This is a genomic window from Rhizobium sp. WCS2018Hpa-16 (assembly GCF_031843705.1).
In the GTDB taxonomy this organism is placed as follows: Bacteria; Pseudomonadota; Alphaproteobacteria; order Rhizobiales; family Rhizobiaceae; genus Agrobacterium; species Agrobacterium tumefaciens_C.
Map to the genome: position 1 here is coordinate 99,516 of NZ_JAVTIX010000002.1, position 25,053 is coordinate 124,568.

Annotated in this window: 24 protein-coding genes; 15 read left to right on the top strand and 9 right to left on the bottom strand. The window is 57.3% G+C overall.

Annotated elements, in window-relative coordinates; all coding sequences use genetic code 11:
- Positions 1-2 precede the first annotated feature (2 nt).
- From RQI55_RS06600 to RQI55_RS06615, 4 genes are all read left to right on the top strand, one after another.
- Positions 3-776: an enoyl-CoA hydratase gene (locus RQI55_RS06600; protein WP_243256872.1), complete on the top strand. Its 774-nt coding sequence runs from the start codon at positions 3-5 to the stop codon at positions 774-776.
- 252 nt (positions 777-1,028) lie between these two features.
- Positions 1,029-1,295 (top strand): 30S ribosomal protein S20, encoded by a 267-nt coding sequence (gene rpsT / locus RQI55_RS06605; RefSeq protein WP_042616193.1) that lies wholly within the window; start codon positions 1,029-1,031, stop codon positions 1,293-1,295.
- An 867-nt stretch (positions 1,296-2,162) separates the two neighbouring features.
- Positions 2,163-3,629 carry a chromosomal replication initiator protein DnaA gene (dnaA, locus tag RQI55_RS06610; RefSeq protein ID WP_311272430.1) on the top strand — a complete coding sequence of 489 codons (1,467 nt, stop codon included), beginning with the start codon at positions 2,163-2,165 and terminating at the stop codon, positions 3,627-3,629.
- A gap of 233 nt (positions 3,630-3,862) precedes the next feature.
- Complete coding sequence (locus tag RQI55_RS06615) at positions 3,863-4,297, top strand: DUF805 domain-containing protein (protein WP_243256870.1); 435 nt, start codon at positions 3,863-3,865, stop codon at positions 4,295-4,297.
- A gap of 105 nt (positions 4,298-4,402) precedes the next feature.
- Here RQI55_RS06615 and hemW read toward each other — a convergent pair whose 3' ends face one another.
- The 3 genes from hemW to rph are packed head-to-tail and all read right to left on the bottom strand — an operon-like array spanning position 4,403 to position 6,986.
- Positions 4,403-5,608: a radical SAM family heme chaperone HemW gene (gene hemW, locus RQI55_RS06620; protein ID WP_192063162.1), complete on the bottom strand. Its 1,206-nt coding sequence runs from the start codon at positions 5,606-5,608 to the stop codon at positions 4,403-4,405.
- Positions 5,608-6,252 carry an RdgB/HAM1 family non-canonical purine NTP pyrophosphatase gene (gene rdgB / locus RQI55_RS06625; RefSeq protein ID WP_311272431.1) on the bottom strand — a complete coding sequence of 215 codons (645 nt, stop codon included), beginning with the start codon at positions 6,250-6,252 and terminating at the stop codon, positions 5,608-5,610. The genes hemW and rdgB overlap by 1 nt, the downstream gene beginning before the upstream one ends.
- A gap of 17 nt (positions 6,253-6,269) precedes the next feature.
- The gene (gene rph / locus RQI55_RS06630; RefSeq protein ID WP_042616197.1) at positions 6,270-6,986 is read right to left on the bottom strand and encodes a ribonuclease PH; all 717 of its coding nucleotides are present in this window, start codon (positions 6,984-6,986) and stop codon (positions 6,270-6,272) included.
- A gap of 159 nt (positions 6,987-7,145) precedes the next feature.
- Between rph and hrcA the strand changes: the two genes are divergently transcribed.
- Together hrcA and grpE are read left to right on the top strand one after the other, a co-directional pair.
- Complete coding sequence (gene hrcA / locus RQI55_RS06635) at positions 7,146-8,237, top strand: heat-inducible transcriptional repressor HrcA (protein ID WP_192063164.1); 1,092 nt, start codon at positions 7,146-7,148, stop codon at positions 8,235-8,237.
- 112 nt (positions 8,238-8,349) lie between these two features.
- Positions 8,350-8,985 carry a nucleotide exchange factor GrpE gene (gene grpE, locus RQI55_RS06640; RefSeq protein ID WP_243256868.1) on the top strand — a complete coding sequence of 212 codons (636 nt, stop codon included), beginning with the start codon at positions 8,350-8,352 and terminating at the stop codon, positions 8,983-8,985.
- Positions 8,986-9,113: 128 nt separating this feature from the next.
- On the opposite strand, the gene ptsN is transcribed toward grpE, so the two are convergent.
- The 6 genes from ptsN to lptC form a co-directional block, all read right to left on the bottom strand.
- Positions 9,114-9,575, bottom strand: coding sequence for a PTS IIA-like nitrogen regulatory protein PtsN (gene ptsN, locus RQI55_RS06645; protein WP_042616200.1), 462 nt, complete (start codon positions 9,573-9,575; stop codon positions 9,114-9,116).
- Between the two features lie 79 nt (positions 9,576-9,654).
- Positions 9,655-10,233: a ribosome hibernation-promoting factor, HPF/YfiA family gene (gene hpf / locus RQI55_RS06650; protein ID WP_192063166.1), complete on the bottom strand. Its 579-nt coding sequence runs from the start codon at positions 10,231-10,233 to the stop codon at positions 9,655-9,657.
- Positions 10,234-10,457: 224 nt separating this feature from the next.
- Positions 10,458-11,999, bottom strand: coding sequence for an RNA polymerase factor sigma-54 (gene rpoN, locus RQI55_RS06655; protein WP_243256867.1), 1,542 nt, complete (start codon positions 11,997-11,999; stop codon positions 10,458-10,460).
- A gap of 182 nt (positions 12,000-12,181) precedes the next feature.
- Positions 12,182-12,928: an LPS export ABC transporter ATP-binding protein gene (gene lptB, locus RQI55_RS06660; protein ID WP_162196011.1), complete on the bottom strand. Its 747-nt coding sequence runs from the start codon at positions 12,926-12,928 to the stop codon at positions 12,182-12,184.
- Between the two features lie 76 nt (positions 12,929-13,004).
- Positions 13,005-13,577, bottom strand: coding sequence for an LptA/OstA family protein (locus RQI55_RS06665; RefSeq protein WP_192063168.1), 573 nt, complete (start codon positions 13,575-13,577; stop codon positions 13,005-13,007).
- Positions 13,578-13,590: 13 nt separating this feature from the next.
- Complete coding sequence (gene lptC, locus RQI55_RS06670; protein WP_243256866.1) at positions 13,591-14,256, bottom strand: LPS export ABC transporter periplasmic protein LptC; 666 nt, start codon at positions 14,254-14,256, stop codon at positions 13,591-13,593.
- 239 nt (positions 14,257-14,495) lie between these two features.
- Here lptC and sppA point away from each other — a divergent pair, with 239 nt between their 5' ends.
- The 9 genes from sppA to mutS all read left to right on the top strand — a co-directional run bounded on the left by sppA (position 14,496) and on the right by mutS (position 24,987).
- On the top strand, positions 14,496-15,449 hold the full coding sequence (gene sppA / locus RQI55_RS06675; protein WP_243256865.1) for a signal peptide peptidase SppA: 954 nt from the start codon (positions 14,496-14,498) through the stop codon (positions 15,447-15,449).
- Positions 15,450-15,451: 2 nt separating this feature from the next.
- Positions 15,452-15,781: an integration host factor subunit beta gene (locus RQI55_RS06680; RefSeq protein ID WP_269082219.1), complete on the top strand. Its 330-nt coding sequence runs from the start codon at positions 15,452-15,454 to the stop codon at positions 15,779-15,781.
- A 111-nt stretch (positions 15,782-15,892) separates the two neighbouring features.
- Complete coding sequence (locus tag RQI55_RS06685) at positions 15,893-16,243, top strand: LapA family protein (protein ID WP_243256864.1); 351 nt, start codon at positions 15,893-15,895, stop codon at positions 16,241-16,243.
- A 107-nt stretch (positions 16,244-16,350) separates the two neighbouring features.
- Positions 16,351-17,523, top strand: a complete 1,173-nt coding sequence (locus tag RQI55_RS06690; RefSeq protein WP_243256863.1) for a class I SAM-dependent methyltransferase — start codon at positions 16,351-16,353, stop codon at positions 17,521-17,523.
- A complete protein-coding gene (locus tag RQI55_RS06695) occupies positions 17,520-18,380 on the top strand; it encodes an RNA methyltransferase (protein ID WP_192063172.1) in 861 nt (286 codons plus the stop codon). Before RQI55_RS06690 ends, RQI55_RS06695 begins: the two co-directional genes overlap by 4 nt.
- Positions 18,377-18,874, top strand: a complete 498-nt coding sequence (gene lspA / locus RQI55_RS06700) for a signal peptidase II (RefSeq protein WP_192063173.1) — start codon at positions 18,377-18,379, stop codon at positions 18,872-18,874. Before RQI55_RS06695 ends, lspA begins: the two co-directional genes overlap by 4 nt.
- A gap of 56 nt (positions 18,875-18,930) precedes the next feature.
- Positions 18,931-21,183 carry a PAS domain-containing sensor histidine kinase gene (locus RQI55_RS06705; protein WP_243256862.1) on the top strand — a complete coding sequence of 751 codons (2,253 nt, stop codon included), beginning with the start codon at positions 18,931-18,933 and terminating at the stop codon, positions 21,181-21,183.
- A 99-nt stretch (positions 21,184-21,282) separates the two neighbouring features.
- On the top strand, positions 21,283-22,164 hold the full coding sequence (locus RQI55_RS06710; protein WP_243257016.1) for a GNAT family N-acetyltransferase: 882 nt from the start codon (positions 21,283-21,285) through the stop codon (positions 22,162-22,164).
- A 171-nt stretch (positions 22,165-22,335) separates the two neighbouring features.
- Positions 22,336-24,987 carry a DNA mismatch repair protein MutS gene (mutS, locus tag RQI55_RS06715; RefSeq protein ID WP_243257014.1) on the top strand — a complete coding sequence of 884 codons (2,652 nt, stop codon included), beginning with the start codon at positions 22,336-22,338 and terminating at the stop codon, positions 24,985-24,987.
- Positions 24,988-25,053 lie beyond the last annotated feature (66 nt).

The following is a 25,053-nucleotide window of genomic DNA, read 5'->3' on the forward strand; positions in this document are numbered from 1 at the left end:
CCATGGATTATGAAACGCTGATCGTTGAGAAGCGCGACAATGTCGGCGTCATCACGCTCAATCGCCCGCAGGCGCTGAACGCGCTGAATGCCGCCCTGCTGAAAGAGCTGCGGCACATATTGGCGTCGTTCTCGACGGATGATTCCATCGGCGCGATTGTCATAACGGGTTCGCAAAAGGCCTTTGCGGCGGGCGCCGATATCAAGGAGATGCAGTCGCTTGATTTCGTCGATGCCTATCTCGGCGATTTTCTGGGCGGCTGGGACGATGTGGCCGCAAGCCGCAAGCCTGTCATTGCGGCCGTATCCGGCTTTGCGCTGGGCGGCGGCTGCGAGCTTGCCATGATGTGCGATTTCATCATTGCCTCGGACAGCGCGAAATTCGGACAGCCTGAGATCACGCTGGGCATCATCCCGGGCATGGGCGGCTCTCAGCGCCTCACGCGCGCCGTGGGAAAGGCCAAGGCCATGGACATGGTGCTGACGGGCCGCAAGATGGATGCGCAGGAGGCAGAGCGTGCAGGGCTTGTTTCCCGCATCGTGCCACAGGAACGACTGATGGATGAGGCTGTGGAAGCCGCTGGCGTCATCGCGTCGCTGTCTCGCGCCTCGGTGCTGATGGCAAAGGAAAGCGTCAATCGATCCTTCGAGGGCACGTTGAGCGAAGGTCTGCGGTTCGAGCGTCGCCTGTTCCAGTCGCTCTTTGCTACGCAGGATCAGAAGGAAGGCATGGCGGCTTTTGCGGAGAAGAGAAAACCCGTCTTCAGAAATCGCTAGGTGAAACCACCTGCGATGCTCTAGAGAACTTCATGTGTTTTGAGTCCGCTTCGCTCCAAGGATTCGGAATATCAGCGTTTTTACTGCAAATGCGCGTTGACGGGCAGCTGCTTTAAGGCTATATGCCCGCCCACGGTTAGGAAAAGCCATCCGGCTTATTCCAATTACTCCCGCACTCTTTGGAACGCGAGGTCTTTGAAGGACCTGATCCTGTGGTTGCGGATTTTGGTTTGAATTCGAAGAGAGGCATACATGGCCAATACAACTTCGGCGAAAAAGGCGACTCGCAAGATCGCTCGCCGTACTGAAGTCAACAAGGCTCGTCGTTCGCGCGTTCGTGGTTTCATTCGCAAGGTCGAAGAAGCCATTGCAACAGGTGATCTGGCAGTTGCAACAGAAGCGCTGAAGGTAGCGCAGCCTGAGATCCAGCGCGCTGCTACTCGCGGCGTTATGCCTGGCAACACGGCAGACCGTAAGGTGTCCCGTCTTGCACAGCGCGTGAAGGCACTGATGGCCTAATCCGGCTAACACATTTTCATCCAAAAAAAGCCCGGTCTCGCGACCGGGCTTTTTTTCGTTTGTCATAGATCTTTAACGATCATCGCAAAAACATGATGCTTCTGCGTCAATGAGATGACGGAAAAGTACCTTATAAATCAATGGCTTGTGAAAGGTAATGAAAATACGATCTTCTTTACGTAGGGGAAGACGAGGCAAAGATTGTGTCAAGAGAATTTTTATTTTTCTCCCAAATCGGCCCTTAAAAAAGACAGGAAATTGAATCTCATTGATTCATAAGAGATTCTCCAGACGGGCATGAAGGCGATGCAAAACGGCCCCTGTGAGTCAATGGTCGATCTTCCGAATCAAAGAAATATCGGCATTGATCTCCCACCCTGATCCTGCCTAAATGGATCTCGACAAGGGGCAAGGATTTCTATCCACAAGCTATCTCGATCCTTGAGTATCGAAGGCACATGCTTCTTGCGGACGAATTCTGTTTGGGTTCGTTTTTTCAAGTATTGGGGTCGTTTTGGTCGCAATCCTATAGGTTGTGGAAATGCGAAACCGCGCCTCGGCGTTTGATTAATGTGTGTTGCAGGAGTTCGTATATGAGTAATCGCAGGCCTCTCCATGATGTAGAGGATAATGGGATAACCGGCTCGCGGTGAGATAAGTGGCTCAAGGACATACTTTCGAGGGGGATGTCTGAGAGAGAATAAGAACGAGGGGTATCCCTGACGGGCGTTGGTTCGTCAGGCTATGATTGGCAATTTGAAAGGCGGCAATATGCAAATGAATTTGATGGGTGCGGTATCGAACGGGGACCGCACACCGAAGGCATGTGATGCAGCTGAGACTGATGCGGCAGGGGACAAGCAAGCTATGAAGCATGACGCGCTGTTCGAACGTTTTAGCGCGCGCCTCAAGGCACAGGTTGGACCGGAAGTATATGCAAGCTGGTTCGCACGTCTGAAACTTCACTCGGTTTCAAAAAGCGTCGTGCGTTTTACGGTTCCGACGACATTTTTGAAGTCATGGATCAACAATCGCTACATCGATCTCATCACCACGCTCGTCCAGAGCGAGGATGCCGATGTCTTGAAGGTCGAAATTCTGGTTCGCTCGGCCAGCCGCCCGGCACGGCCAGTAGCCGTTGAGGAAGATGCGCAGCCTGCATCCGAGATCAGCACATCGATACAGAGGGCAAAGCCCTTCCTGCCGCCACAGCCACCTGCAGCAAATGTGCAGATGTCTGGCGCCTCTGCAACGCTCACGCGCCATTCAGGCTCCGGTCCATTGTTCGGATCGCCGCTCGACAGCCGTTTCACCTTCGATACTTTTGTCGAGGGATCGTCAAACCGCGTGGCACTCGCAGCAGCCAAGACCATTGCTGAGGCCGGTGCCGGTGCGGTTCGGTTCAACCCGCTCTTCATCCATGCGGGTGTTGGCCTTGGAAAGACGCATCTTCTGCAGGCGATTGCCAATGCCGCTATCGATAGCCCGCGCAACCCGCGCGTCGTCTATCTGACGGCTGAATATTTCATGTGGCGTTTCGCGACCGCGATCCGCGACAATGATGCGCTGACGCTGAAGGACACGCTGCGCAATATCGATCTTCTCGTCATCGATGACATGCAGTTCCTGCAGGGCAAGATGATCCAGCACGAATTCTGCCATCTGCTTAACATGCTGCTCGACAGTGCAAAGCAGGTTGTCGTGGCTGCAGACCGTGCGCCATGGGAACTGGAATCGCTCGACCCACGTGTTCGCTCGCGTCTTCAGGGCGGCATGGCCATCGAGGTCGAAGGTCCTGACTACGAGATGCGTCACGAGATGCTGACCCAGCGCATCGCGGTCGCCCGTCAGGAAGATCCAGGCTTCGATATTTCCGAAGAAATCGTCTCCCACGTGGCTCGCAGCGTAACAGCCAGCGGCCGTGAACTGGAAGGCGCTTTCAACCAGCTGATCTTCCGCCGCTCCTTCGAGCCGAACCTTTCGGTCGAGCGTGTGGATGAGCTTCTGGCCCATCTGGTGGGTTCGGGCGAGCCAAAGCGTGTTCGCATCGAAGACATCCAGCGCATTGTGGCCAGACATTACAATGTCTCGCGCCAGGAGCTGGTGTCGAACCGCCGGACGCGCGTCATCGTCAAGCCGCGCCAGATCGCCATGTATCTTGCCAAGATGCTGACACCCCGCTCTTTCCCTGAAATCGGCCGTCGCTTTGGCGGACGCGATCACACAACCGTTCTCCATGCTGTGCGCAAGATCGAGGAACTAATCGGCGGCGACACGAAGCTCGGCCACGAGGTTGAGCTGCTGAAGCGCCTGATCAACGAAAACAACGCATAAAGACGCCGGCCGGGAAACCGGCCCCGCCTGAATATCTGCCCGTCACATCAAGACCGGCCCTCGCTCCAATAGCGGCGGCCGGTCTTTCTTCTTGTAACTGTGGATTGCGCATGATTATCTAATAATCGGAAGCAGTGTTTATATCGCTCTCACCTGCAATGCTGTGATATCAGCGTGCGTTAAATGCGGTTTGAAATCTGTTATCGTGATTTGAAGAGATGGAAGGGAATGGCTTGGGAAGTTCGTCGTATTGGCACTGGATCATCATCCTAGTCCTCATTTTCTTCCCACTGATTTTCGTTTTTAGGCCACCGCCATCTGGTCCCAACAGGTTTGGGGCGGCGCCCACGCCGATGAGTTTCGGTGAGGCCATTGCCAGTTTTTTCAGAAACCTTGTCAACTTCCAGGGCAGGGCGGCGCGCTCGGAATATTGGTTCTCATTCCTGTTCGTTTTCTGCAGTTCCATTGTCGTCGAGATCATTGATAATAGCGGGATTATCAGCCTGATCTGGTCGCTCATCCTGTTTTTACCGTCGATTGCAGTCGCTGCCCGCCGCCTTCACGATATCAACCGCAGCGGCTGGCATCAGCTTCTCTATTGTTTCGCCCCGGTCGGGCTCATCGTTGTCATCGTCTGGTACTGCACGCCGGGTCGCGACGAGACCTGATGGATGACGGCACTGTGCGATCTGCGCATCGCTACCCACAGATGGGTGATGGGGATGAGCAGCGTGCTGCCTGACGATGGACTTTGTGGAATGTCTGTGCAGGCCTCAACAGGCCAGATCGGCGACGACCGAATCCAGAATGAGCATGCCGGATGGCGTGCAGCGCAGGCGTGAATTTCCCAGGCGCTCTATGAAGCCATGCTTCAGTAAAAACTCTTCCTTGTCCGGGTCCAGATCGCGGCCGGAAAGGTCGCTCCAGCGGGCAAGATCAACGCCTTCGCGCAGGCGCAGGCCCATGAGCAGCAGCTCGTCGGACTGTTCTTCAACGCCCAGAAGCTCCTGATCCAGAATGCCGTGGCCATCACGCTCGACGGTTTCGAGCCATGTTTCCGGATGACGTTCGGTCGCCGTCGCCAGTTTGGATCCGCCGGTGGTGAGACGCCCGTGGGCGCCGGGGCCGATACCGGCATAATCGCCATAGCGCCAATAGGTCAGATTATGACGGCTTTCTGCGCCGGGCCTTGCGTGGTTGGACACCTCATAGGCGGGCATGCCGTGGCGGGCGGTGATCTCCTGCGTTGCCTCGTAAAGCAGCGCGGATTGGTCGCCATCCGGCACGATCAGCTTGCCAGCCTTGTGCAGACCGTAAAAGGCGGTGCCTTCCTCGATGGTCAACTGGTAGAGCGACAGGTGATCAACGGCATAGGAAATCGCTTCGACAAGCTCCTTCTCCCACTCGTCCACCGTCTGGTTCGGGCGGGCATAGATCAGGTCGAAGGACATGCGTGGGAAAATCTCGCGGGCCAGCCGGATGGCTTTCAGTGCGTCGGCCACATCATGCAGGCGGCCCAGAAATTTAAGGTCACGGTCATTCAGTGCCTGTACGCCCATGGAGACGCGATTGACACCGGCTGCCCTGTAGCCGCGAAACCGTTCCGCTTCCACGCTGGAAGGGTTGGCTTCCATGGTGATCTCGATACCATCAGGCACATGCCAGAAACGGGCAATGCCATCCAGTATGGCACCCACGGTCTGCGGGTCCATCAGTGAGGGCGTGCCGCCACCGAGGAATACGCTGGAGACGACTTTTGCGCCGCTTAGTTGCCGCATGGTTTCCATCTCGCGAAGGAAAGCGGAGACGAACCGATCCTGATCCACCGGCTTGTGGCGGACATGGCTGTTGAAATCGCAATAGGGGCATTTGGCCGCGCAGAAGGGCCAATGCACGTAAATGCCGAAACCGGGCTCGCCGGTATCGGGCAACATCGTCACATCAGGGGCAGGGGAGAACCTGCTCCCAAGATCGATCATCATGCGTCCAGACAGGTTTCGACAAATATCTTGAAGGCGCGGGCGCGGTGGGATAGCGCCTGCGCATCGCCGGGCTTCCAGCCATGCTTCTCATCGGATGTCATCTCGCCGAAGGTCGTTTCATAGCCTTCCGGCTGGAAGATGGGGTCGTAACCGAAGCCGCTTGCGCCACGGGGTGGCCATGCGACAGTGCCTTCGATCTCGCCGCGGAAAAACTCCGTGTGGCCATCCGGCCAGGCGAGGCACAGCACGCTGACGAAGCGGCATGTGCGGGCGGAAGCATCCGTCGCACCCTGCTTCTGAAGGGCGTCTTCCACCTTCTGCATGGCCATGGCGAAATCGCGCGTGCCGTCAGCCGTTTCCGCCCAGTTGGCGGTGTAGACGCCGGGCGCACCGTCAAGCGCATTGATCACCAGACCACTATCGTCGGAAAGCGATGGCAAGCCAGAGGCCTTGGCAGAGGCAAGCGCCTTGATGGCCGCGTTTTCCTCGAATGTCGTGCCTGTCTCGTCGGGTTCGGCGAAATTCAGCTCAGCGGCGGATTTCGCGGAAAAGCCGAGCGGACCGATCAGATCGGAAATCTCGGCAATCTTGCCCTTGTTGTGGCTGGCAACGACAATGGTTCTGGTGTCGAGTTTGCGCATGGTTTTAACGTCCTTGATCAGGCAATCGCCTGCTTCTGCATCTCAACGAGTTCCGCGCAGCCGGTTTTGGCAAGGCCCAGCAGCGTGAGAAATTCCGTTTCGCTGAAGGGTGCGCCTTCGGCGGTGCCCTGAATTTCGACGATGCCGCCGGAGCCGGTCATGACGAAGTTCGCGTCTGTTTCGGCAGAGGAATCTTCCAGATAGTCCAGATCGATCACTGGCTGGCTGGCAAAGATACCGCAGGAAATGGCGGCGATATGGTCTTTCAAGACCTTCTCCACCTTGATCATGTTGCGGGTTTCCATCCACTTCAAGCAGTCATGCAAGGCAATCCAAGCGCCGGTGATGGAGGCTGTGCGCGTGCCGCCATCTGCCTGGATCACATCGCAGTCGATGCTGATCTGGCGCTCACCCAGCGCCTGAAGATCAACCACCGCCCGCAGCGAGCGGCCGATGAGACGCTGGATTTCCTGTGTGCGACCACCCTGCTTGCCGGTAGACGCCTCGCGGCGCATCCGCTCGTGGGTGGAGCGCGGCAGCATGCCGTATTCTGCGGTAACCCAGCCCTTGCCGCTGTTGCGCAGCCATGGTGGCGTCTTTTCTTCGAGGCTGGCCGTGACGAGCACATGCGTATCGCCGAATTTCACCAGACAGGAACCCTCGGCGTGTTTGGAGAAATTGCGCTCGAAAGAAACTTTGCGCATCTGATCGGTTTTTCTGCCTGAAGGCCGCATAGGGGTCGTCTCCGTTTTAATCTCCGCGTCTTAAGGCCGTGATACCGGTTTTGCAAAGGAAAAGCGGGCCATGGCTTTGGCATATGCAATTTCCATTGTCACTTAACGACGCGAACGACTATATTCCATGTGTTACTGACAGAACGAAGAGTTGAGTGAATGGGCGTTTCTCATCCGAGCGGAAAAGAACCGGGCGCGCTGCTGGATGATCGCTCACGCGAGATTTTCCGCCGCATCGTGGAAGGCTATCTCGAAAACGGTGAGCCGCTGGGTTCGCGCAGCCTCTCGCGCCTGTTGCCCATGTCGCTATCGCCCGCATCCGTGCGCAATGTGATGAGCGATCTTGAGGAGCTTGGCCTCATCTACTCACCGCATATCAGCGCCGGGCGATTGCCGACGCAGACGGGCCTACGCTTTTTCGTGGATGCCTTCATGCAGGTGGGGGATTTGCCGGAAGAACAGCGCGCCAGCATCGACCGGCAGATCGGCCCGGTATCCGGGCGTGAGCAGCCCATCGAGGGCCTGCTGACCGAGGCTAGCCGAATGCTGTCAGGCATGTCGCGCGGCGCTGGCCTTGTTCTGACGACCAAAAGCGATGCTGTGCTGAAACATGTCGAATTCATCAGGCTGGAACCAACCAAGGGCCTCGCCATTCTGGTGGGAGACAACAACCAGGTTGAAAACCGCATCATTGAGCTGCCGGCTGGGATCACCTCCTCGCAACTCACCGAGGCCGCCAATTTCATCAATGCGCATCTGGCCGGGCAAACATTGCCGGAACTGCGCACGCAGCTTTTGCAGCAGAAGGATGCCTTGCAGACGGCGCTGAGCACATTGGCGCAGGATCTTGTCGAGCGCGGTCTAGCCGTCTGGTCTGGCGACAATGAAGAGGGCAAGCTGGGTCGTCTGATCGTGCGCGGACGCTCCAACCTGCTGGAAGGTCTGGCCGGTGAAGAGGACATCGATCGTGTGCGTTTGCTGTTTGACGATCTTGAGCGCAAGGACAATCTGATCGAGGTTCTCAATCTGGCCGAAACGGGATCGGGCGTCAGGATTTTTATCGGTTCGGAAAACAAGCTGTTTTCCCTGTCCGGTTCCTCGCTCATTGTTGCGCCTTACCGGGATGATGAAAACCGGGTGGTGGGCGCCGTGGGTGTCATTGGGCCAACGCGGCTGAATTACTCGCGGATCGTGCCAATGGTCGATTACACCGCCCAGATCATGGCTCGGTTGTCCAGCAAACGACGTTGATTGTGAAAACCTGCTGGCGAATAGGAGATGGTTTGCCTGCAAGCCTTGATTTTTGCTTGGCAAAGCTCGATATCGGGCACAACCCATAACAGATCTAAAGCTGGAGAACGTCATGACCGATGACACGAACAAGAACGGACCCGACGCAGACGTCGTCGACGAGGCACTTGAGGCGCTGGAAATCGATAATGATGCGCCTGAGCAGGGCGAGCCTGATCCGATTGATGTGCTGAAGGCGGAAAATTCCGAGCTGCGCGACAAGTTCCTGCGCCTGGCCGCTGAGATGGACAATCTTCGTCGCCGCACAGAGCGTGAAGTCAAGGATGCCAAGGCCTATTCCGTGGCAGGCTTTGCCCGCGACATGCTGGCCGTATCCGACAATCTGCGCCGCGCGCTCGACACCATTCCCGAGGAGTTGAAGACAAACTCCGAAGCTGGCATTGCCGGGCTGATTGAAGGCGTCGATATGACCGAACGCTCGATGCTCTCAGCACTGGAGCGTCACGGCGTGCGCAAGATGGACGCTGAAGGCCAGAAATTCGACCCGAATTTCCATCAGGCCATGTTCGAGATCCCCAATACGGCCGTTGCCAACAATACGGTCGTGCAGGTCGTTCAGGCTGGTTTCACCATTGGTGATCGCGTCCTGCGTCCCGCCATGGTGGGCGTTGCTAAGGGTGGACCGAAGGGCGATGTGCCGACCACAGCTGAGCCAGGCACTTCAAGCGTCAACGAAAAAGACGCGTGATATATCTGGCCATCTCCATGTGAGGTGGCCGAGCCATCTTTAATGGTCATCAGCCCCGCCAAACCGGCGGGGTTTTTTGTGGTTGCTTGTGGAGATGTTGGGGTGGTGCAAGGTCCCGAACCAGCGTGTCAGGCCGCGTTGGCCTGTTCCTGGTTGAGGAAGGTGTAGATCGCGGTATCCGAATCCGTTGCGCGCAGTTTTGCCACCAACTCGGGATCACGCAGCACGCGGGCGATGCGCGAAAGCGCCTTGAGGTGATCTGCACCGGCACCTTCTGGCGCCAGCAGCAGAAAGACCAGATCGACGGGCTGATCGTCCAGCGCTTCGAAATCAACGGCGTTTTCAAGGCGTGCGAAAACACCGACGATCGTATCGATACTGGCGAGCTTGCCGTGGGGAATGGCGATGCCGTGGCCGACGCCGGTCGAGCCCAGTCGCTCGCGCTGCAGGATAACGTCGAACACTTCCCGTTCTGCCACACCCGTTATTCTGGATGCTCTCGCCGCCAGTTCCTGAAGCAGTTGCTTCTTGGAATTGACTCGGAGGGCGGGAATAATCGCATCGAGTTGCAGCAAATCTGCCAACGCCATTCTGTTTATCCTTCATGCGATCGAGGCGGGTCGGGAGTGCTGCCAAACGGCTGCGCCCCCGACGCCTTTATCAGACTGTTCAGTTCTTGATCGTTGCTGCGTCGATCCAGCCGATGTTTCCATCGGTGCGACGATACACGATATTCAGTTCCTTGGCTGGGCTGCGGAACAGCAGCACCGGCTCATCCGTCATGTCGAGTGCCATGACAGCACTTGCGACCGTCATGGTTTTGACCTGCTTGGACGTTTCGGCAACAATCGTTGGCGCGAAATCTTCCGGCAGTTCCTCGTCCTCATCGGGCACGGCATCCATCACGGTATATGGAAATTCTTCCATCATGCCATTGGCCGAAGCACCGTTGTGGTGGTGGTCCTTCAATTTTCTCTTATATCTGCGAAGCCGCTTTTCGATGCGCTGGGCTGCAGCATCGAAGCTGGCCTGCGGGTCGTTGGCTTGCCCGGCTGCGTGCAGGACCACCCCGGTATCGAGATGGATCTTGCAATCGGCCGAGAAACCCGCGCCGGATTTCTCTACAGTAACTTGACCAGAATACCCCCCATCAAAGTATTTGGTAATCGCCAGGCTAATGTTGTCCTCGATCCTCTGACGGAACGATTCGCCGATATCCATATGTTTACCAGATACACGCACACTCATGGAATTTTTCCTTTTTCAGTGATTTGCGCATACCAGCTTACGTCAAGGAAGACGCTCATCCAAGCGTTTCGAAACACTTTAAGTGTCATTCCGGACTGGCGCCCCAGCGACGTGGTCAATTTAGCGTTGATGGGCCCTCAGCCATCTGTGCGGCGAGCTTCTAGCCGTGGTGGGGGCAAGAGTCAAACAACATTATTAACATTTTGAAATATATGAATATTTCGTTACGCCGTCGCAACTTTTGCCATGGCTTTTTTCTCTCTTCGCCTCTGGACGGAGGAGGGAATATTCATCGCTTCACGATATTTTGCGACCGTTCGCCGCGCCAGTTCGACGCCGGTTTTCTTGAGATTGTCGACAATATCATCATCTGAAAGAACACTGTCGGGCGCTTCCTGCGCAATCATGATCTTGATGCGATGGCGCACTGCCTCGGCCGAATGGCTATCTCCACCCTCGACCGCGCCAATTGAAACGCTGAAGAAATATTTGAGCTCGAAAAGGCCACGCGGCGTCAGCATGTATTTGCGCGATGTGACGCGGCTGACGGTGGACTCATGCATCTTGATCGCATCGGCAACCTGCTTGAGGTTGAGCGGGCGAAGATGATCGACGCCATGGAGCAGAAAAGCATCCTGCTGGCGCACGATTTCGTTGGCGACCTTCATGATGGTTCTGGCGCGCTGGTCCAGGCTGCGGGTCAGCCAGCTGGCCGTCTGCATGCATTCTGACAGAAACTCCTCGTCTTCGCCCTTGCGCGCCTTGACCTTGGACACCTCAGAAAAATAGGTGTGATTGACCAGCACACGCGGCAAGGTTTCCGGATTGAGTTCAATCAACCAGCCGCCATCGCTTGAGGGACGCACGATGATGTCAGGGACGATCGTATCGGCGTTACCCGTTTCGAAGCCAGCACCGGGACGCGGATTGAGCGATCTTATCTCGGCCAGCATGTCGAGAAGATCGTCTTCGCCGACGCCGCACAGGCGCTTCAGCGACACGAAATCGCGTTTGGCGAGAAGCTCGAGATTGCCGACAAATGCTTTCATCGCCGGGTCGAGACGATCCTGCTGGGCCAGCTGGATGGAAAGGCACTCGCTGAGGGAGCGCGCAAAAACACCGGGCGGATCAAGAGTTTGCAGCGCCTTCAGCACCGTCTCGATCTCGACCCTGGATGTGTTCAGGCGCTCTGAAATATCGTCAAGCGCATCGGCTGCGAGATAGCCGGTCTCATCGAGATAATCGAGCAGCGCATCGGCAATGATCCGCTCCCGCGGGAGCGATACGGTAAAGGGAAGCTGTTGGCCGATATGGTCGCGCAGGCTTGGTTTGCTTGCGACGAAATCATCCAGATCGAAGGATTCGCCCGCTTCGGCGCCCGGCATGGACTTCCACTGGCCGACAAGCTCTGGCGCATCAGCCTTGGCAGGGGCGGTGTCATCCTGAAAGACGTTTTCGAAATTGGTATCGAGCTGTTCATTCATCGTGCTGGCGCGATCGCCATACCATTCCTCCGTGTCCTGGGAGGCGTCGGAGACCGGCTCGGGCGGTTCAGGATGACGATCAAAGCCATCATCGGGTGCGGCAGTGACCATATCCGTGTCATTTGCCACTATTTCGAGCAGGGGGTTTTTTTCGGCTTCCTGGGCGATGAATTGAGTCAGCTCAATATGCGTCATCTGAAGCAGTTGAATGGACTGCATCAGTTGTGGGGTCATGACCAGAGACTGGTTTTGACGCAACAAAAGACTGGCGGACAAGGCCATGGTGGACGCTAAACTCCCATAAACCCCTTCGTCACCGACTTTTTTGCAAAAGTTTGGGCAGCGAAGTCTGACTTGGCCCAAAAATTGCTTTTTATTCTTGTTTGGTCAAGCTCAGTTGGGGGTGGGGATAAAGAATCTTTGGGCCGGTGACGCTGGCGGCGTCACTTTTATGGGCCTATCCGTCAAAGGCTGAAGTTATTGCCAAGATAGAGGCGGCGTACTTCCGCGTTGTCGACGATTTCCGAGGCCCGGCCATGGGTCAGAACCTCACCCGCATGAATGATATAGGCGCGGTCAATCAGGCCGAGCGTCTCGCGTACATTGTGGTCGGTGATGAGAACGCCGATGCCACGAGCCGTGAGGTGGCGCACGAGATTCTGAATATCGCTGACCGAAATCGGATCGACGCCGGCAAAGGGCTCATCCAGCAGCATGAAGGTCGGGTCTGTCGCCAGAGCTCTGGCGATTTCAAGACGGCGTCGCTCACCGCCGGACAAGGCAACGGCTGGAGACTTGCGCAGGTTCGAGATGTGAAACTCTTCCAGGAGTTCGTCGAGCTTGCGATTGCGCTTCGTCTCGTCGCGCTCATGCACTTCAAGAACCGCACGGATATTGTCTTCGACGCTCAAGCCACGAAAGATCGACGCTTCTTGCGGAAGGTAGCCAACACCCAGACGCGAGCGGCGATACATCGGCATAGACGTCACGTCATTGCCATTGATGGCGATCTTGCCCGCATCAACAGGAACGAGGCCGGTTATCATGTAGAAGCATGTGGTCTTGCCAGCACCGTTGGGACCAAGAAGGCCGACCGCTTCTCCTCGACGCACGACAAGAGACACGCCGTTGACAACGCGGCGCGTATTATAGGTCTTGGTCAGGCCCTGGGCAATCAATGTGCCCTCATAGCGCGCCTTGTCTGCGGACATGCTGTCCGTTTCCGATGCGCGCGCAGAGCCTGCGCCAAAAAGCTTTGAGATGGACTGGATTTTCACGGGGTAAAGACTACTGCTTTTTCTGTGATTTGGGATCGAGCATAATTCGAACCGGTCCGCCACAGCTTTCCAGCTTCGCTTCGCCTGTGTTCATCAGCACCGTCAGCTTGCAGCCGGTAAACACGTTCGTGTCCTGCGACAGAACCACCTGCTTGCCCGACAGAATAAACGTCTGTGCTGCCATGTCGAACTCGCCCTTGTCGGCAGTCGCTTTTTGCGTGCCAGACGTCAGGTATACGGAGTTGTCGACGAAAATCTTATCGATATCTGCACCACCGCTGGTGATGGAAGAGCTTGCAGCCGCGCCCTCTGACTGGCTCTTGTAGAGCACGGTCATCTTGCCAGCCTGCAGGGTCGTCGTGCCCTGCACAACCTTAACATTGCCCGTGAAATAAGCCTTGCGCTCCTGGTCCCGAACTTCAAGCTGGTCGCTTTCGATGGCGATTGGCTGATCGTTGGAAAGCTTCAGGCCTTCCATGTTGGTCGCGGTCTGTGCGGCTGCGGTGCCAGCAAGGCATGAAAGAGCAACGGCTGCGAAGCAGGCAACGTTGGTGTAGCGGGTTGTGCGCAAAATCTGCATCATTTGTGTCGGGCTCTCACTTGCCGGCGTTCTGAATGGTCGATGCAGCTATACGAGCTCGTACCTGCCCCGTAAATGTAATCGTTTTACCATTATCTGCAATGCGTAAACTTTCCGCATTGATCGACCCTTCCTTGGTCTTGATGGCGACAGGTTTGTCCGTTTCCATCGTTCCGGCCTTCAGGTCGACATTTGCAGACTGGAATTTCGCTTGTAATCCATTGCTCAGATTGATGTCAAAGGGGGCCGTCATTTGCAACCGGTTCGTTGCGCGGTCAAACAGGCCTTCCTGCGCCACCACCTGCGCCACGATGTCATTCATTGGCACTGCCGCCAGCACTTTTTCAAGCGTCATGAGGTTAGGGCTGGTAATATCCTGCAGCGCTCTTTCGGCATTCATTGAATAATCGAAGCCTTGGTTGTTGCGGCCTGCAAGGGCTGGCTTTTCCATGACAATCTTGCCGTCCTCGACCTTCGAGCTTTCAAGCGTCACCTCGTCCGGCACCCAGGTGCGGATCAGAGAAACCGCAATGAAGGTCAGCGATATGATGGCCGCACCCAGAGGCAGAATAATCTTGAGCCTTCGCACCCGCGCAGAGTGGCGCACCGCCTTGATATAGGCGTTCTGCTGTCCATGGGACAGCGCAAGGCTGGGGCTGGGTTGGCTTAGTCGCTCAAGCATTCTAAAGGATCCGGGGGTCAATACGTCGCATCATCAGGTTGAAGCGACCTTACTCACTCTAACATTGGGTCTGGCGCGAGGCCATGCCCTGCCAATATGGTTTTTCTCTGCAGTATCGCAAGGGTTACGTTATTTTTCTCAAAAGGATGCTTTCCCGTTTGTTTCCTTGCAAGAGGTGGCTACAAGGCTCATATGGCGAAGTTGAAGCGCTGTGGCGAGTGTTGGGCGAAAGGAAGCACATGGATCAGATGGCAATCGCAGATCGCAGACAATTGCGGCGCAAGCTGACCTTCTGGCGCGTTGCTGCCGTTTTCCTTCTCGTGGTCGGTGCCTTTGCACTCTATCGTTTCGCCCTGACGCCACCGCAGCAGAGCGCCCGCCCGCACCTTGCGCGCATCGAGATTACAGGCCTGATCCAGGACGATACCGAGTTGCTGGAGCGGCTGAAAAAGATTGAAGAGAGCGACAGCGCCAAGGGACTGATCGTTTCCATCTCCTCGCCCGGCGGCACGACCTATGGCGGCGAGCGCATTTTCAAGGCGATCCGCGCCATCGCAGACAAGAAGCCAGTCGTTTCGGATGTACGCACTCTGGCCGCCTCCGCTGGCTATATGATTGCGGCGGCTGGCGATACGATCATCGCGGGTGACACCTCGATCACCGGCTCCATCGGCGTCATCTTCCAATATCCGCAGGTCGGCCCATTGCTCGAAAAGCTTGGTGTGTCGCTGCAGGAAATCAAATCCTCGCCGATGAAGGCTGAACCATCGCCATTCCACGAGCCGCCGGAAGAATCCAAGGCCATGATCCGCAACATGGTTATGGATAGCTATGGCTGGTTCGTCGATCTGGTGGCTGACCGCCGCAAGCTGCCGCGCGATGAGGTTTTGAAGCTTGCGGATGGCTCTATCTTCACCGGACGACAGGCCCTTGCCGTCAAACTCATCGACACATTGGGCGGCGAAAAGGAAATTCGCGCCTATTTCGATGGTCGCGATATTGCCAAGGATCTGCCCATCGTCGAATGGACAGCGCCTTCGCAGCGTTCGCCATTGGCGCTCTTCAGCATCGCTGGCCTTGCAAAAATGCTGGGCTATGATGAATTTCTGCCATTTAACGTGCCGCGCCAACTGGGAGCCGACAAGTTGTTTCTTGACGGTCTTGTCTCTGTTTGGCAGGTTAGAGAACGTTAAAAATCCAATCCTTTCAGGGGGCAACCGTGATTAAGTCTGAACTGGTGCAGATCGTGGCTGCGCACAACCCGCACCTTTACCATCGCGACGTCGAAAATATCGTCAACGCCGTTCTGGATGAAATCACGGATGCGCTCGCTGCCGGCAACCGCGTGGAGCTTCGCGGCTTCGGCGCTTTTTCCGTCAAGAACCGCCCTTCACGCTCAGGCCGCAATCCGCGCACAGGTGAATCGGTTTTCGTTGAGGAAAAGTGGGTTCCATTCTTCAAGACCGGCAAGGAACTGCGTGAGCGGCTCAATCCGGGCATGAGCGACGTCGAAGACGAAGACTGAGACCAAGCTTGCGGTGCAAGTGTTGAACAACGGTTGCGACTGGGCGTTTAGCCTCCTATGTGACGCCCATAGCGGTTTGTCTGAAGGCCCCCAAAGACGGAGTATCGTTGGATGCCCAAAAAGATCATCAACCTTCTGGTTCTCGTGCCGCTCGCCATCATTCTGGTGGTTTTGTGTGTGGCCAACCGGCAATCTGTGACGCTGGCGCTCAATCCCTTCAAAACGGATGATGCGCTGATGTCATTTTCGGCTCCGTTTTTCGTGTTCATCTTCCTGTCGCTTATTCTGGGTGTGGTGCTGGGTTCTCTGGTCACCTGGTTTTCTCAGGGCAAGTACCGCAAGCGGGCGCGCACCGAAGCCAAGGAAGCGGTGCGCTGGCACGATGAGGCCAATCGTCACAAGGCGGCTGCCAATGCGGTTGTTGTCAGCGCGCCAACCAGCGCGCAGATCGCCGCCAAGTAAAATTCCGCGTGAAGCGATACGGGTTTCAGCCGCAGCCCTTTGATAATGGCGCGCCTTGATGATATTCGCTGTCGCATGAGATGCGGTCAGACCTGGAAAGAACCCCGTTGAAGAAAAAAGAAAACCGCCCGGGCGCCAAGCAGCGCGCGGGGCAGGAACCTCGAAACAAAAGTGCTGCCAAGCCCGCTCGGCCCAAAAATGCCGAAACGAGGACGCGCACGCCTGATTACGTTCGCTCGGCCGGAGCCCCGCCGATGAAGGCTGGCCCACGGGACGCGCCGAAGGATTCCTCAAAGCCAAAGGCCAGACCGCAGGCGAGCGAGGCCGAACAGGTTCCGCCGCGTCCCCTGAAGGACCGCACCGGCGCTCTGCCCGCAGAAAATGTACCCGTTATTCTGGAATCGCTTGGCGCAGGTGATTTTCACCTGATCGACAGCGGCAATGCGCTCAAGCTCGAGCAATATGGCCAGTACCGGATCGTGCGGCCGGAAGCGCAGGCCTTGTGGCGACCAACCTTGCCGCAGCGTGTGTGGGACAACGCCGATTCCATCTTCTCCGGTGATACGGATGAGGACGGCATGGGACGGTGGCGCTTTCCCAAAGAGCCGCTTGGAGAAACATGGCCGCTGTCCCTTCTCGGCGTGAATTTTCTGGGCCGCTTTACCGCCTTCCGCCATGTAGGTGTCTTCCCGGAACAGATCGTTCACTGGGAATGGCTGAAGGCTAAGATTGAAGCATCTGACCGGCCGTTGAAGGTGCTCAACCTGTTTGGCTATACGGGCGTCGCCTCGCTGGTGGCGGCTGCTGCCGGTGCCGAGGTCACCCATGTGGATGCCTCCAAGAAGGCGATTGGCTGGGCGCGTGAAAATCAGGCGCTGGCCGGGCTCGAAAACGCACCGATCCGCTGGATCTGCGAAGATGCGATGAAGTTTATTCTGCGCGAAGAACGGCGCGGCAACACCTACGACATCATTCTCACCGATCCGCCGAAATTCGGTCGCGGAACCCATGGCGAGATCTGGGAACTGTTCGACCACCTCCCGCTGATGCTGGATGTGTGCCGCGAAATTCTGTCGCCAAATGCTTTGGGCCTTGTGCTGACCGCCTATTCCATCCGCGCCAGTTTCTATTCCATGCATGAACTGATGCGCGAAACCATGCGCGGCGCGGGCGGTGAAGTCTCCTCCGGCGAACTCGTGATCCGCGAAGCTGGCCTTGATGGCAAGACGCAAGGGCGCGCCCTTTCCACCTCACTCTTTAGCCGTTGGGTGCCAAAATGAACGATGAGCGCCGTGAAAACAGACCGGGCCGGGTAGGGCAGGTCAAGGAGGTCACCAGCCTCTCCAATCCCATTATTAAGGACATCAAGAACCTGACCCAAAAAAAGGGGCGGGAAGAAACTGGCACCTTCATGGCCGAAGGTCTGAAGCTGGTGATCGATGCGCTGGAACTGGGCTGGACGATCCGCACGCTGGTTTACGCAAAGAATGCCAAGGGCAAGGCGCTGGTCGAGCAGGTCGCGACAAAGACCGTCGCCTCCGGCGGCCTCGTGCTTGAGGTCACCGAAAAGATCCTGTCTTCAATCACCCGTCGCGACAATCCGCAGATGGTGGTGGGGATTTTCGATCAGAAATGGACTGACCTCAGGGATATCCAGCCGGAAAGCGGCCAGACCTATATCGCGCTGGATCGAGTACGCGATCCCGGCAATCTCGGCACTATCATCCGCACGGCTGATGCGGCAGGCGCTTCCGGCGTGATCCTGATAGGCGATTGCACCGATCCGTTTTCGCTGGAAACAGTGCGCGCCACCATGGGCTCGGTCTTTGCGATTTCGGTGGCGCATGCAACCGTCGAGGAATTTCTGAGCTGGAAGAAATCAGCCGGTGTCAGCGTGGTGGCGACCCATCTGGCTGGTTCAGTTGATTACAGAACCATCGATTATAAAAAGAAGCCGACGGTGCTTTTGATGGGCAATGAGCAGGGCGGCCTGCCGCCGGAGCTTGCCTCGAAAGCAGATCAGCTGGCGCGCATCCCCCAGCAGGGCCGTGCCGATTCGCTCAATCTGGCGATTGCGACCGGTGTCATGCTGTTTGAAGCTCGCCGCCACCTTCTCGAACTTGCACCGGTGACATGATGGAAATAACAAAGCCCGCTTTGTTCTCAAGACTGGTTCCGGCTGTGTCGCTGATTGTTATCGCGCTGATCCTTGATCAGGTCATCAAGATTATGGTCGAAACCTATCTCCCATTGCAGGAGATGGTGCCTGTGATGCCGTTTCTGGCGCTATACCGCACCTATAATCTCGGCGTTGCCTTCTCGATGCTGGCCGACATGGAAGGCTGGTTCATCGTCACCATGCGGCTTGTCATCGTTGGCTTCGTGATTTGGCTTTGGCGCAAGACTGACGCCGACCGCACCTTTGCCCATCTCGGTTTCGCGCTGATCATTGCAGGCGCAGCGGGCAATATCTTTGACCGTTTTCTCTATGGCCACGTGATCGATTATATCCTGTTTCACACGCAGACATGGTCCTTTGCTGTGTTCAATCTGGCGGACTCTTTCATCACCATCGGCGCTGGCTGCGTTATTCTGGATGAAATTCTTCACGCCCGGGCGAAGAAAAGCTAAAACTTTAATCTTCCTGCCAAGCCAATCCAAACAGCTTCCATGTTAGCACCGTTTGCATGAGCGAATTGGCGATACTGAAAGACCGGCTTTCCGAAACATTCGCTTCCGTTGAGGCGGATGAGGGACTGACCATAGCGTCGGCCGTTCCCGCCCGTGCGGAACGTCTGAGATCACCCCTTTATATCCGGTTGCTCCGCGCCATGACGCTGTTCACAGCCGGTTGCGGTTTTGCGTTCGCAAGCGCCGTCTATCTCGGCGGCAACGCTGCGCTTTACATGGCGGCGGTCTCGGTTGCGATCTGCGTGTTCTGCGCCGTCTACATGATGGTCCGCTCTTCCATGCTGCGCCAGGCATCCATGCAGCACGCCAATCTCCTCGATGCGCGCCACCGCCAGAACGCTGCCTTGATGGCGGAAATCCATGAGGCGATGGGCGATATTGTCGTGACACGCGATATGGACCGGCGCATCGTCAACGCCAATGCCGCCTTTTGCGAAATGACCGGCTGCGCGGAACCCTACGGTAAGACCTGTGAGGAAATCGGCATCGCATTTCGCCCCGGTGGAAAAGCCCATTGTTATGATGTGGAAATAGCCACGCCCTACGGCCAGCGTATCTTCACTTGGCATGATGTGGTGGCCAATGATCCGGCCAGCAGCCGTCTGGTCATTTCCAGCCTTGCCCGGGATGTGACCGATGAGCGCGCAGCGCTCAGAACCCGCGAAGACGCAAGATTGCGGGCTGAAAACGCCAATGCCGCCAAGGGACGGCTTCTGGCCACTGTCAGCCATGAAATTCGCCTGCCATTATCGGGCATTCTCGGCATGAACCATCTGCTGTCGCAAACGAAGCTGACGCAGGAGCAGCGCAATTATCTGGATGGCATGCGCCAATCGGGCCAATCATTGGTGCAACTGGTCGAAGACCTGCTTGATTTTTCGACCATGGAGGCCGGGCGCTTCAGGCTCAATCCGAGAGCGGAAAACCTGCGCCAGTTGATCGAGAGTGTGGTGGAAATGCTGGCTCACCGCGCCCATGAAAAAGGCATCGAGATCGCCTCCATCATCGCGGCAGACGTGCCGGATTGCCTCGATTTCGATCCCGCGCGGCTGCGCCAGGTGCTGTTCAATCTCATCGGAAATGCGGTGAAGTTTACGACCAAAGGCGGCGTGCTGGTGCGCGCCTCGATGAGCGGCGAGACGCTGTCCATTGGGGTGCAGGATACGGGCCCCGGCATCGGCAAGGCCGAACAGGCGCGCATTTTTGGAGAGTTCGAACAGGCGGGCTCCAGATCTCAGAAAAATGCTGGCACGGGCCTGGGACTTGCCATATCCGCCCGCATTATCAGAGAGTTTGGCGGCGCACTGACGGTGAAGAGCAGGAAGGGTGAAGGCAGCGTCTTTACCGCCACATTCAAGCCCGCCTCTGCACCTGTGCTCGATATGGCGCCCGGCCGTACGGCGGCGCTTGCCAGATCCAACGTTCTTCTGCTTGCGCCGGCAGGCGTTGCGGCTGTGGCGACAGTGGATGTAATCCGAGCGCTAGGAGGCACCTGCACTTTGCTCTCGACACCCCGACAGTTGAAGGCGCACAGGCTGCAAGCGCCTGAAGAACTCTCCGACATCACTGACATCATCATCGACCACCGTGTGGCCGTGTCGTTCCGCGAGGTTTTGAAAAACTGGCCGTCAAGACCTGATCGGCCCGTGCGCCAGATTCTGCTCGTCAACCCGGAAGAGCGTGCCTCTCAGCCCAAGGAAGATTTCGATGCCTGGTTGATCCGTCCGCTGCGGGAAAAGTCTCTGGTCGATGTTCTCTGTGGTCGCCTGCGTGGTGTGGAGCGACGCGATGCCATCAATGACAACCAGCATCCTGGCTTCGGTTTTTCATCCGCGCTCGATAAAACATCCTACGAGCTTGATGTGCTCATAGCGGAGGACGATCCCGTCAATGCCCGTATCCTGCGGGCTGTGCTGGAAAAATCCGGCTGCCGCGTGCGCATGGTCAGCGATTTCGAAGCCTTGACCAACGCTTTGACCGTTGAAAGCGCCTCCTTGCCCGATCTGATCATTTCCGATCTTCACATGCCCTTTGGCGATGGGCTGGAGGTGCTGCCGCGACTCAGGGCATCCTTGAACAGTCAAAAGCGCTTGCCCATCATGGTTCTGAGCGGCGATACGACGCCGGATACACAATCATTTTTGCTGGGCGCGGGAATTGCTGCCGTGCTTGCCAAACCGGTGGAACCCAAGCGCCTGATCGAAGAAATGCTGCGACTGTTTCCTCAAAATCGCACCGGTGTTTTTTAGACCGGAACTGTTGCCTGTTACGCGGCTAACTGTCACTGTTTTGTCGTCAAGAAGTGATTTATGACAGCCAGAACAAACACGGTGGTGGGGCGATTCTCCATGGTCACGGAAATTCTTGAACACGACATTCGCGAACGCAATGTCATCGGAAATATCGGGCCGGTTTCGCCACCGCGCAACGACGACGTCTTCGGGCGCATTGGTCCGCTGGAGACCCGGCTTGCCAGGAACGAACGCGAGATCGATGCGGCGCAACATGTTCGCTTCCGGGTCTTTGTGGAAGAAATGGGTGCGCGGCTTCCCGCAGACGCCATGCGCCGCAACCGCGATATCGATGCGTTCGATTCGGTGTGCGACCACCTTCTGGTGCTGGACAATTCGATAGAGGGTGACCCGGAAGACCAGATCGTGGGAACCTACCGGCTGCTGCGCCAGGAAACGGCCTTTGCCTATAATGGTTTTTATTCGGCCAGCGAATTCGATATCGAAGGCCTGATCGCCCGCCATCCCGGCAAACGCTTCATGGAACTGGGCCGCTCCTGCGTGCTGCCGCAATATCGCACCAAGCGAACCGTTGAATTGCTGTGGCAGGGCAACTGGGCCTATGCCGTGCGCCACCGCATGGATGCGATGATTGGCTGCGCCTCCTTTCCCGGTGTCCAGCCGGAAGCCCATGCATTGGCCTTGTCCTTCCTGCACCACACCTGCGGTGCCAAGGGCGATTGGGCGGCGCAGGCGCTGCCGGGGCTTTACCGCGAGATGGATATGATGCCGGTTGAGGCGATCAACCCGCGCAAGGCGCTTGTTGGGATGCCGCCGCTCATCAAGGGTTACATGCGTCTTGGTGCCATGTTCGGCTCCGGTGCCGTGGTCGACCATGCCTTCAACACGACGGATGTTCTCGTCATCCTGCCTGTTTCATCGATTGCGGGTCGCTACATCAACTATTACGGCGGCGAAGCCTATCGCTTCAACGGGTAAGATTTGAACCTTCCTGTGGGCAGGCGGCTTGAGTGTGTTGTGGTGAAGGGGTGGGACCGCTAGTCTCTGCGCTCGTTTTCCCTAGACAACAGCGATATTGTAAAGCCATTGACGGACGTTCATTCCACCGCCTCGCTCGTTTCACCGGAAAGCCGCGCCTCGGCTACGCCGATGATGGAGCAATATATCGAGATCAAAGCGAACAACCCCGGTTCGCTGCTGTTCTATCGCATGGGTGATTTCTACGAGTTGTTCTTCGATGATGCGGCGGAAGCGTCCCGCGCGCTCGGCATCACGCTGACGAAACGCGGCCAGCATCTGGGACAGGACATCCCCATGTGCGGCGTGCCGGTTCATGCTGCCGATGACTATTTGCAAAAGCTCATCCTGCGTGGATATCGCGTTGCTGTCTGTGAGCAGACGGAAGATCCGGCAGAAGCCAAAAAGCGCGGTTCAAAATCCGTGGTGCGCCGCGATGTTGTGCGTCTGGTCACGCCGGGAACGCTGACGGAAGAAAAGCTGCTTTCGCCGGAGGAATCCAATTATCTGATGGCGCTTGCGCGGATCAGGGGCAGTTCCGAGGCGCAGTTTGCGCTGGCGTGGATTGATATTTCCACTGGCGTCTTTCGTCTGGCCGAGACAACGCTGACGCGGCTTCTGGCCGATATCTGGCGCATCGATCCGCGCGAGCTGATCGTTGCCGACAGCCTGTTTCATGATGACGAGCTGAAAGCCGTTTTCGATGTGCTGGGCCGTGTGGCGGTGCCGCAGCCGGCGGTGCTGTTCGATAGTGCCACGGCGGAAGGCCGGGTTGCCCGTTATTTCGGTGTGACCACGCTGGATGGTTTCGGCACCTTTTCCCGCGTCGAGATGGCGGCGGCCGCCGCTGCCGTTGCCTATGTCGAAAAAACCCAGATTGCCGAACGCCCGCCTCTGGCCGCGCCTGAGCGGGAAAGTGCAGCCTCCACGCTCTTCATCGACCCCGCCACACGCGCCAATCTGGAACTGACCAAGACGCTGTCGGGCGACCGGGACGGATCGCTGCTCCACGCCATCAACCGTACGGTGACCGGTGGCGGAGCGCGTTTGCTTGCGGAGCGGCTGATGTCGCCGCTGACGGATGCCGACAAGATCAACGCAAGGCTGGACGCTATCGGCTATCTGCTGGATGATGTGTCTCTATCCGATGGTTTGCGTGAGGCGCTGAAACAGGTGGCCGATATGCCGCGTGCGCTGTCGCGGCTGGCGCTGGATCGCGGCGGGCCGCGGGATCTTGGCGCTATCCGGCTGGGCCTATCTGCCGCAGCCAACGTTGCCGACCTTCTGGATCAGGGCCTGTTGCCGGATGAGCTGGCCGAGGCGCTTGAGGCGCTGAAGGCGCTGCCGGCAACGCTTGAGGGCATGTTGAGCGCCATGCTTGCCGAAGAGTTGCCCTTGCTGAAACGCGATGGTGGTTTCGTCCGGGAGGGCTCCAACGGCGAACTGGACGATATCCGGGCGCTGCGCGACCAGTCCCGCCGGGTGATTGCCGGTCTGCAACTGCAATATGCCGAAGAGACGGGCATCAAGTCGCTGAAGATCAAGCACAACAATGTGCTGGGATATTTCATCGAGGTAACGGCGGGCAATGCCGATGTGATGATGACGGGAGATGAGGCCAAGGCGCGCTTCATCCACCGCCAGACCATGGCAGGCGCCATGCGCTTTACCACCACCGAGCTTGCCGACCTGGAAAGCCGCATCGCCAATGCCGCCTCGCAGGTGCTCACCATCGAATTGCAGGCCTTCGAGCAGATGGTGCAGGCCGTGGTGTCCAATGCGGAGGCCATCAAGGCAGGCGCTTTGGCGCTTGCCAGGATCGACGTTGCCACAAGTCTTGCGCATCTGGCCGCCGAACAGGCCTATTGCCGCCCCGTGGTCGATGGCTCGATGATGTTTGATATCAAGGGCGGACGCCACCCGGTGGTGGAACAGGCCCTGCGCCGCCAGTCTTCGGGCCCGTTTATTGCCAATCATTGCGATCTCTCGGCTGTAAACGGCAATCGCAACGGCGCGATTTGGCTGCTGACCGGCCCGAATATGGGCGGTAAATCAACCTTCCTGCGTCAGAACGCGCTGATCGCCATTCTGGCCCAGATCGGCTCCTTCGTTCCGGCGAAAGCGGCGCATATCGGCATTGTCGACCGCCTGTTTTCCCGTGTGGGTGCCTCTGATGATCTGGCTCGAGGCCGCTCCACATTCATGGTGGAAATGGTGGAAACGGCTGCCATCCTCAACCAGGCCACAGACCGCTCGCTGGTTATTCTCGATGAGATCGGGCGCGGAACGGCAACCTTTGATGGCTTGTCCATCGCATGGGCGGCGGTGGAGCATCTGCATGAGGTGAACCGTTGCCGTGGATTGTTTGCCACCCATTTCCATGAATTGACGGTGCTGTCTGAAAAGCTGGGGCGTCTGTCCAATGCGACCATGAAAGTGCGCGAGTGGGAAGGTGACGTGATCTTTCTGCACGAGGTGGGCCCCGGTGCGGCCGATCGCTCCTATGGTATTCAGGTGGCAAAGCTTGCTGGCCTTCCGGCGTCGGTTGTCGAGCGGGCGCGGGCGGTTCTCAACCAGCTTGAAGATGCAGACCGTAAGAACCCGGCAAGCCAGTTGATCGATGATCTGCCGCTGTTTCAGATTGCCGTGCGGCGCGAGGAAAGCCGCAGCAATGGCAATTCCAAAGTGGATGAGGCGTTAAACGCGCTCAACCCGGATGAGATGACCCCCCGTGAGGCGCTGGATGCGCTTTATGCGCTCAAGAAACAACTTGGCAAGGCTTGAGCCTTAGAATGCTGTCCATCACGCCTTAAAATCGCTATAGGCCTATGCCGAATGCATAGACCGGAT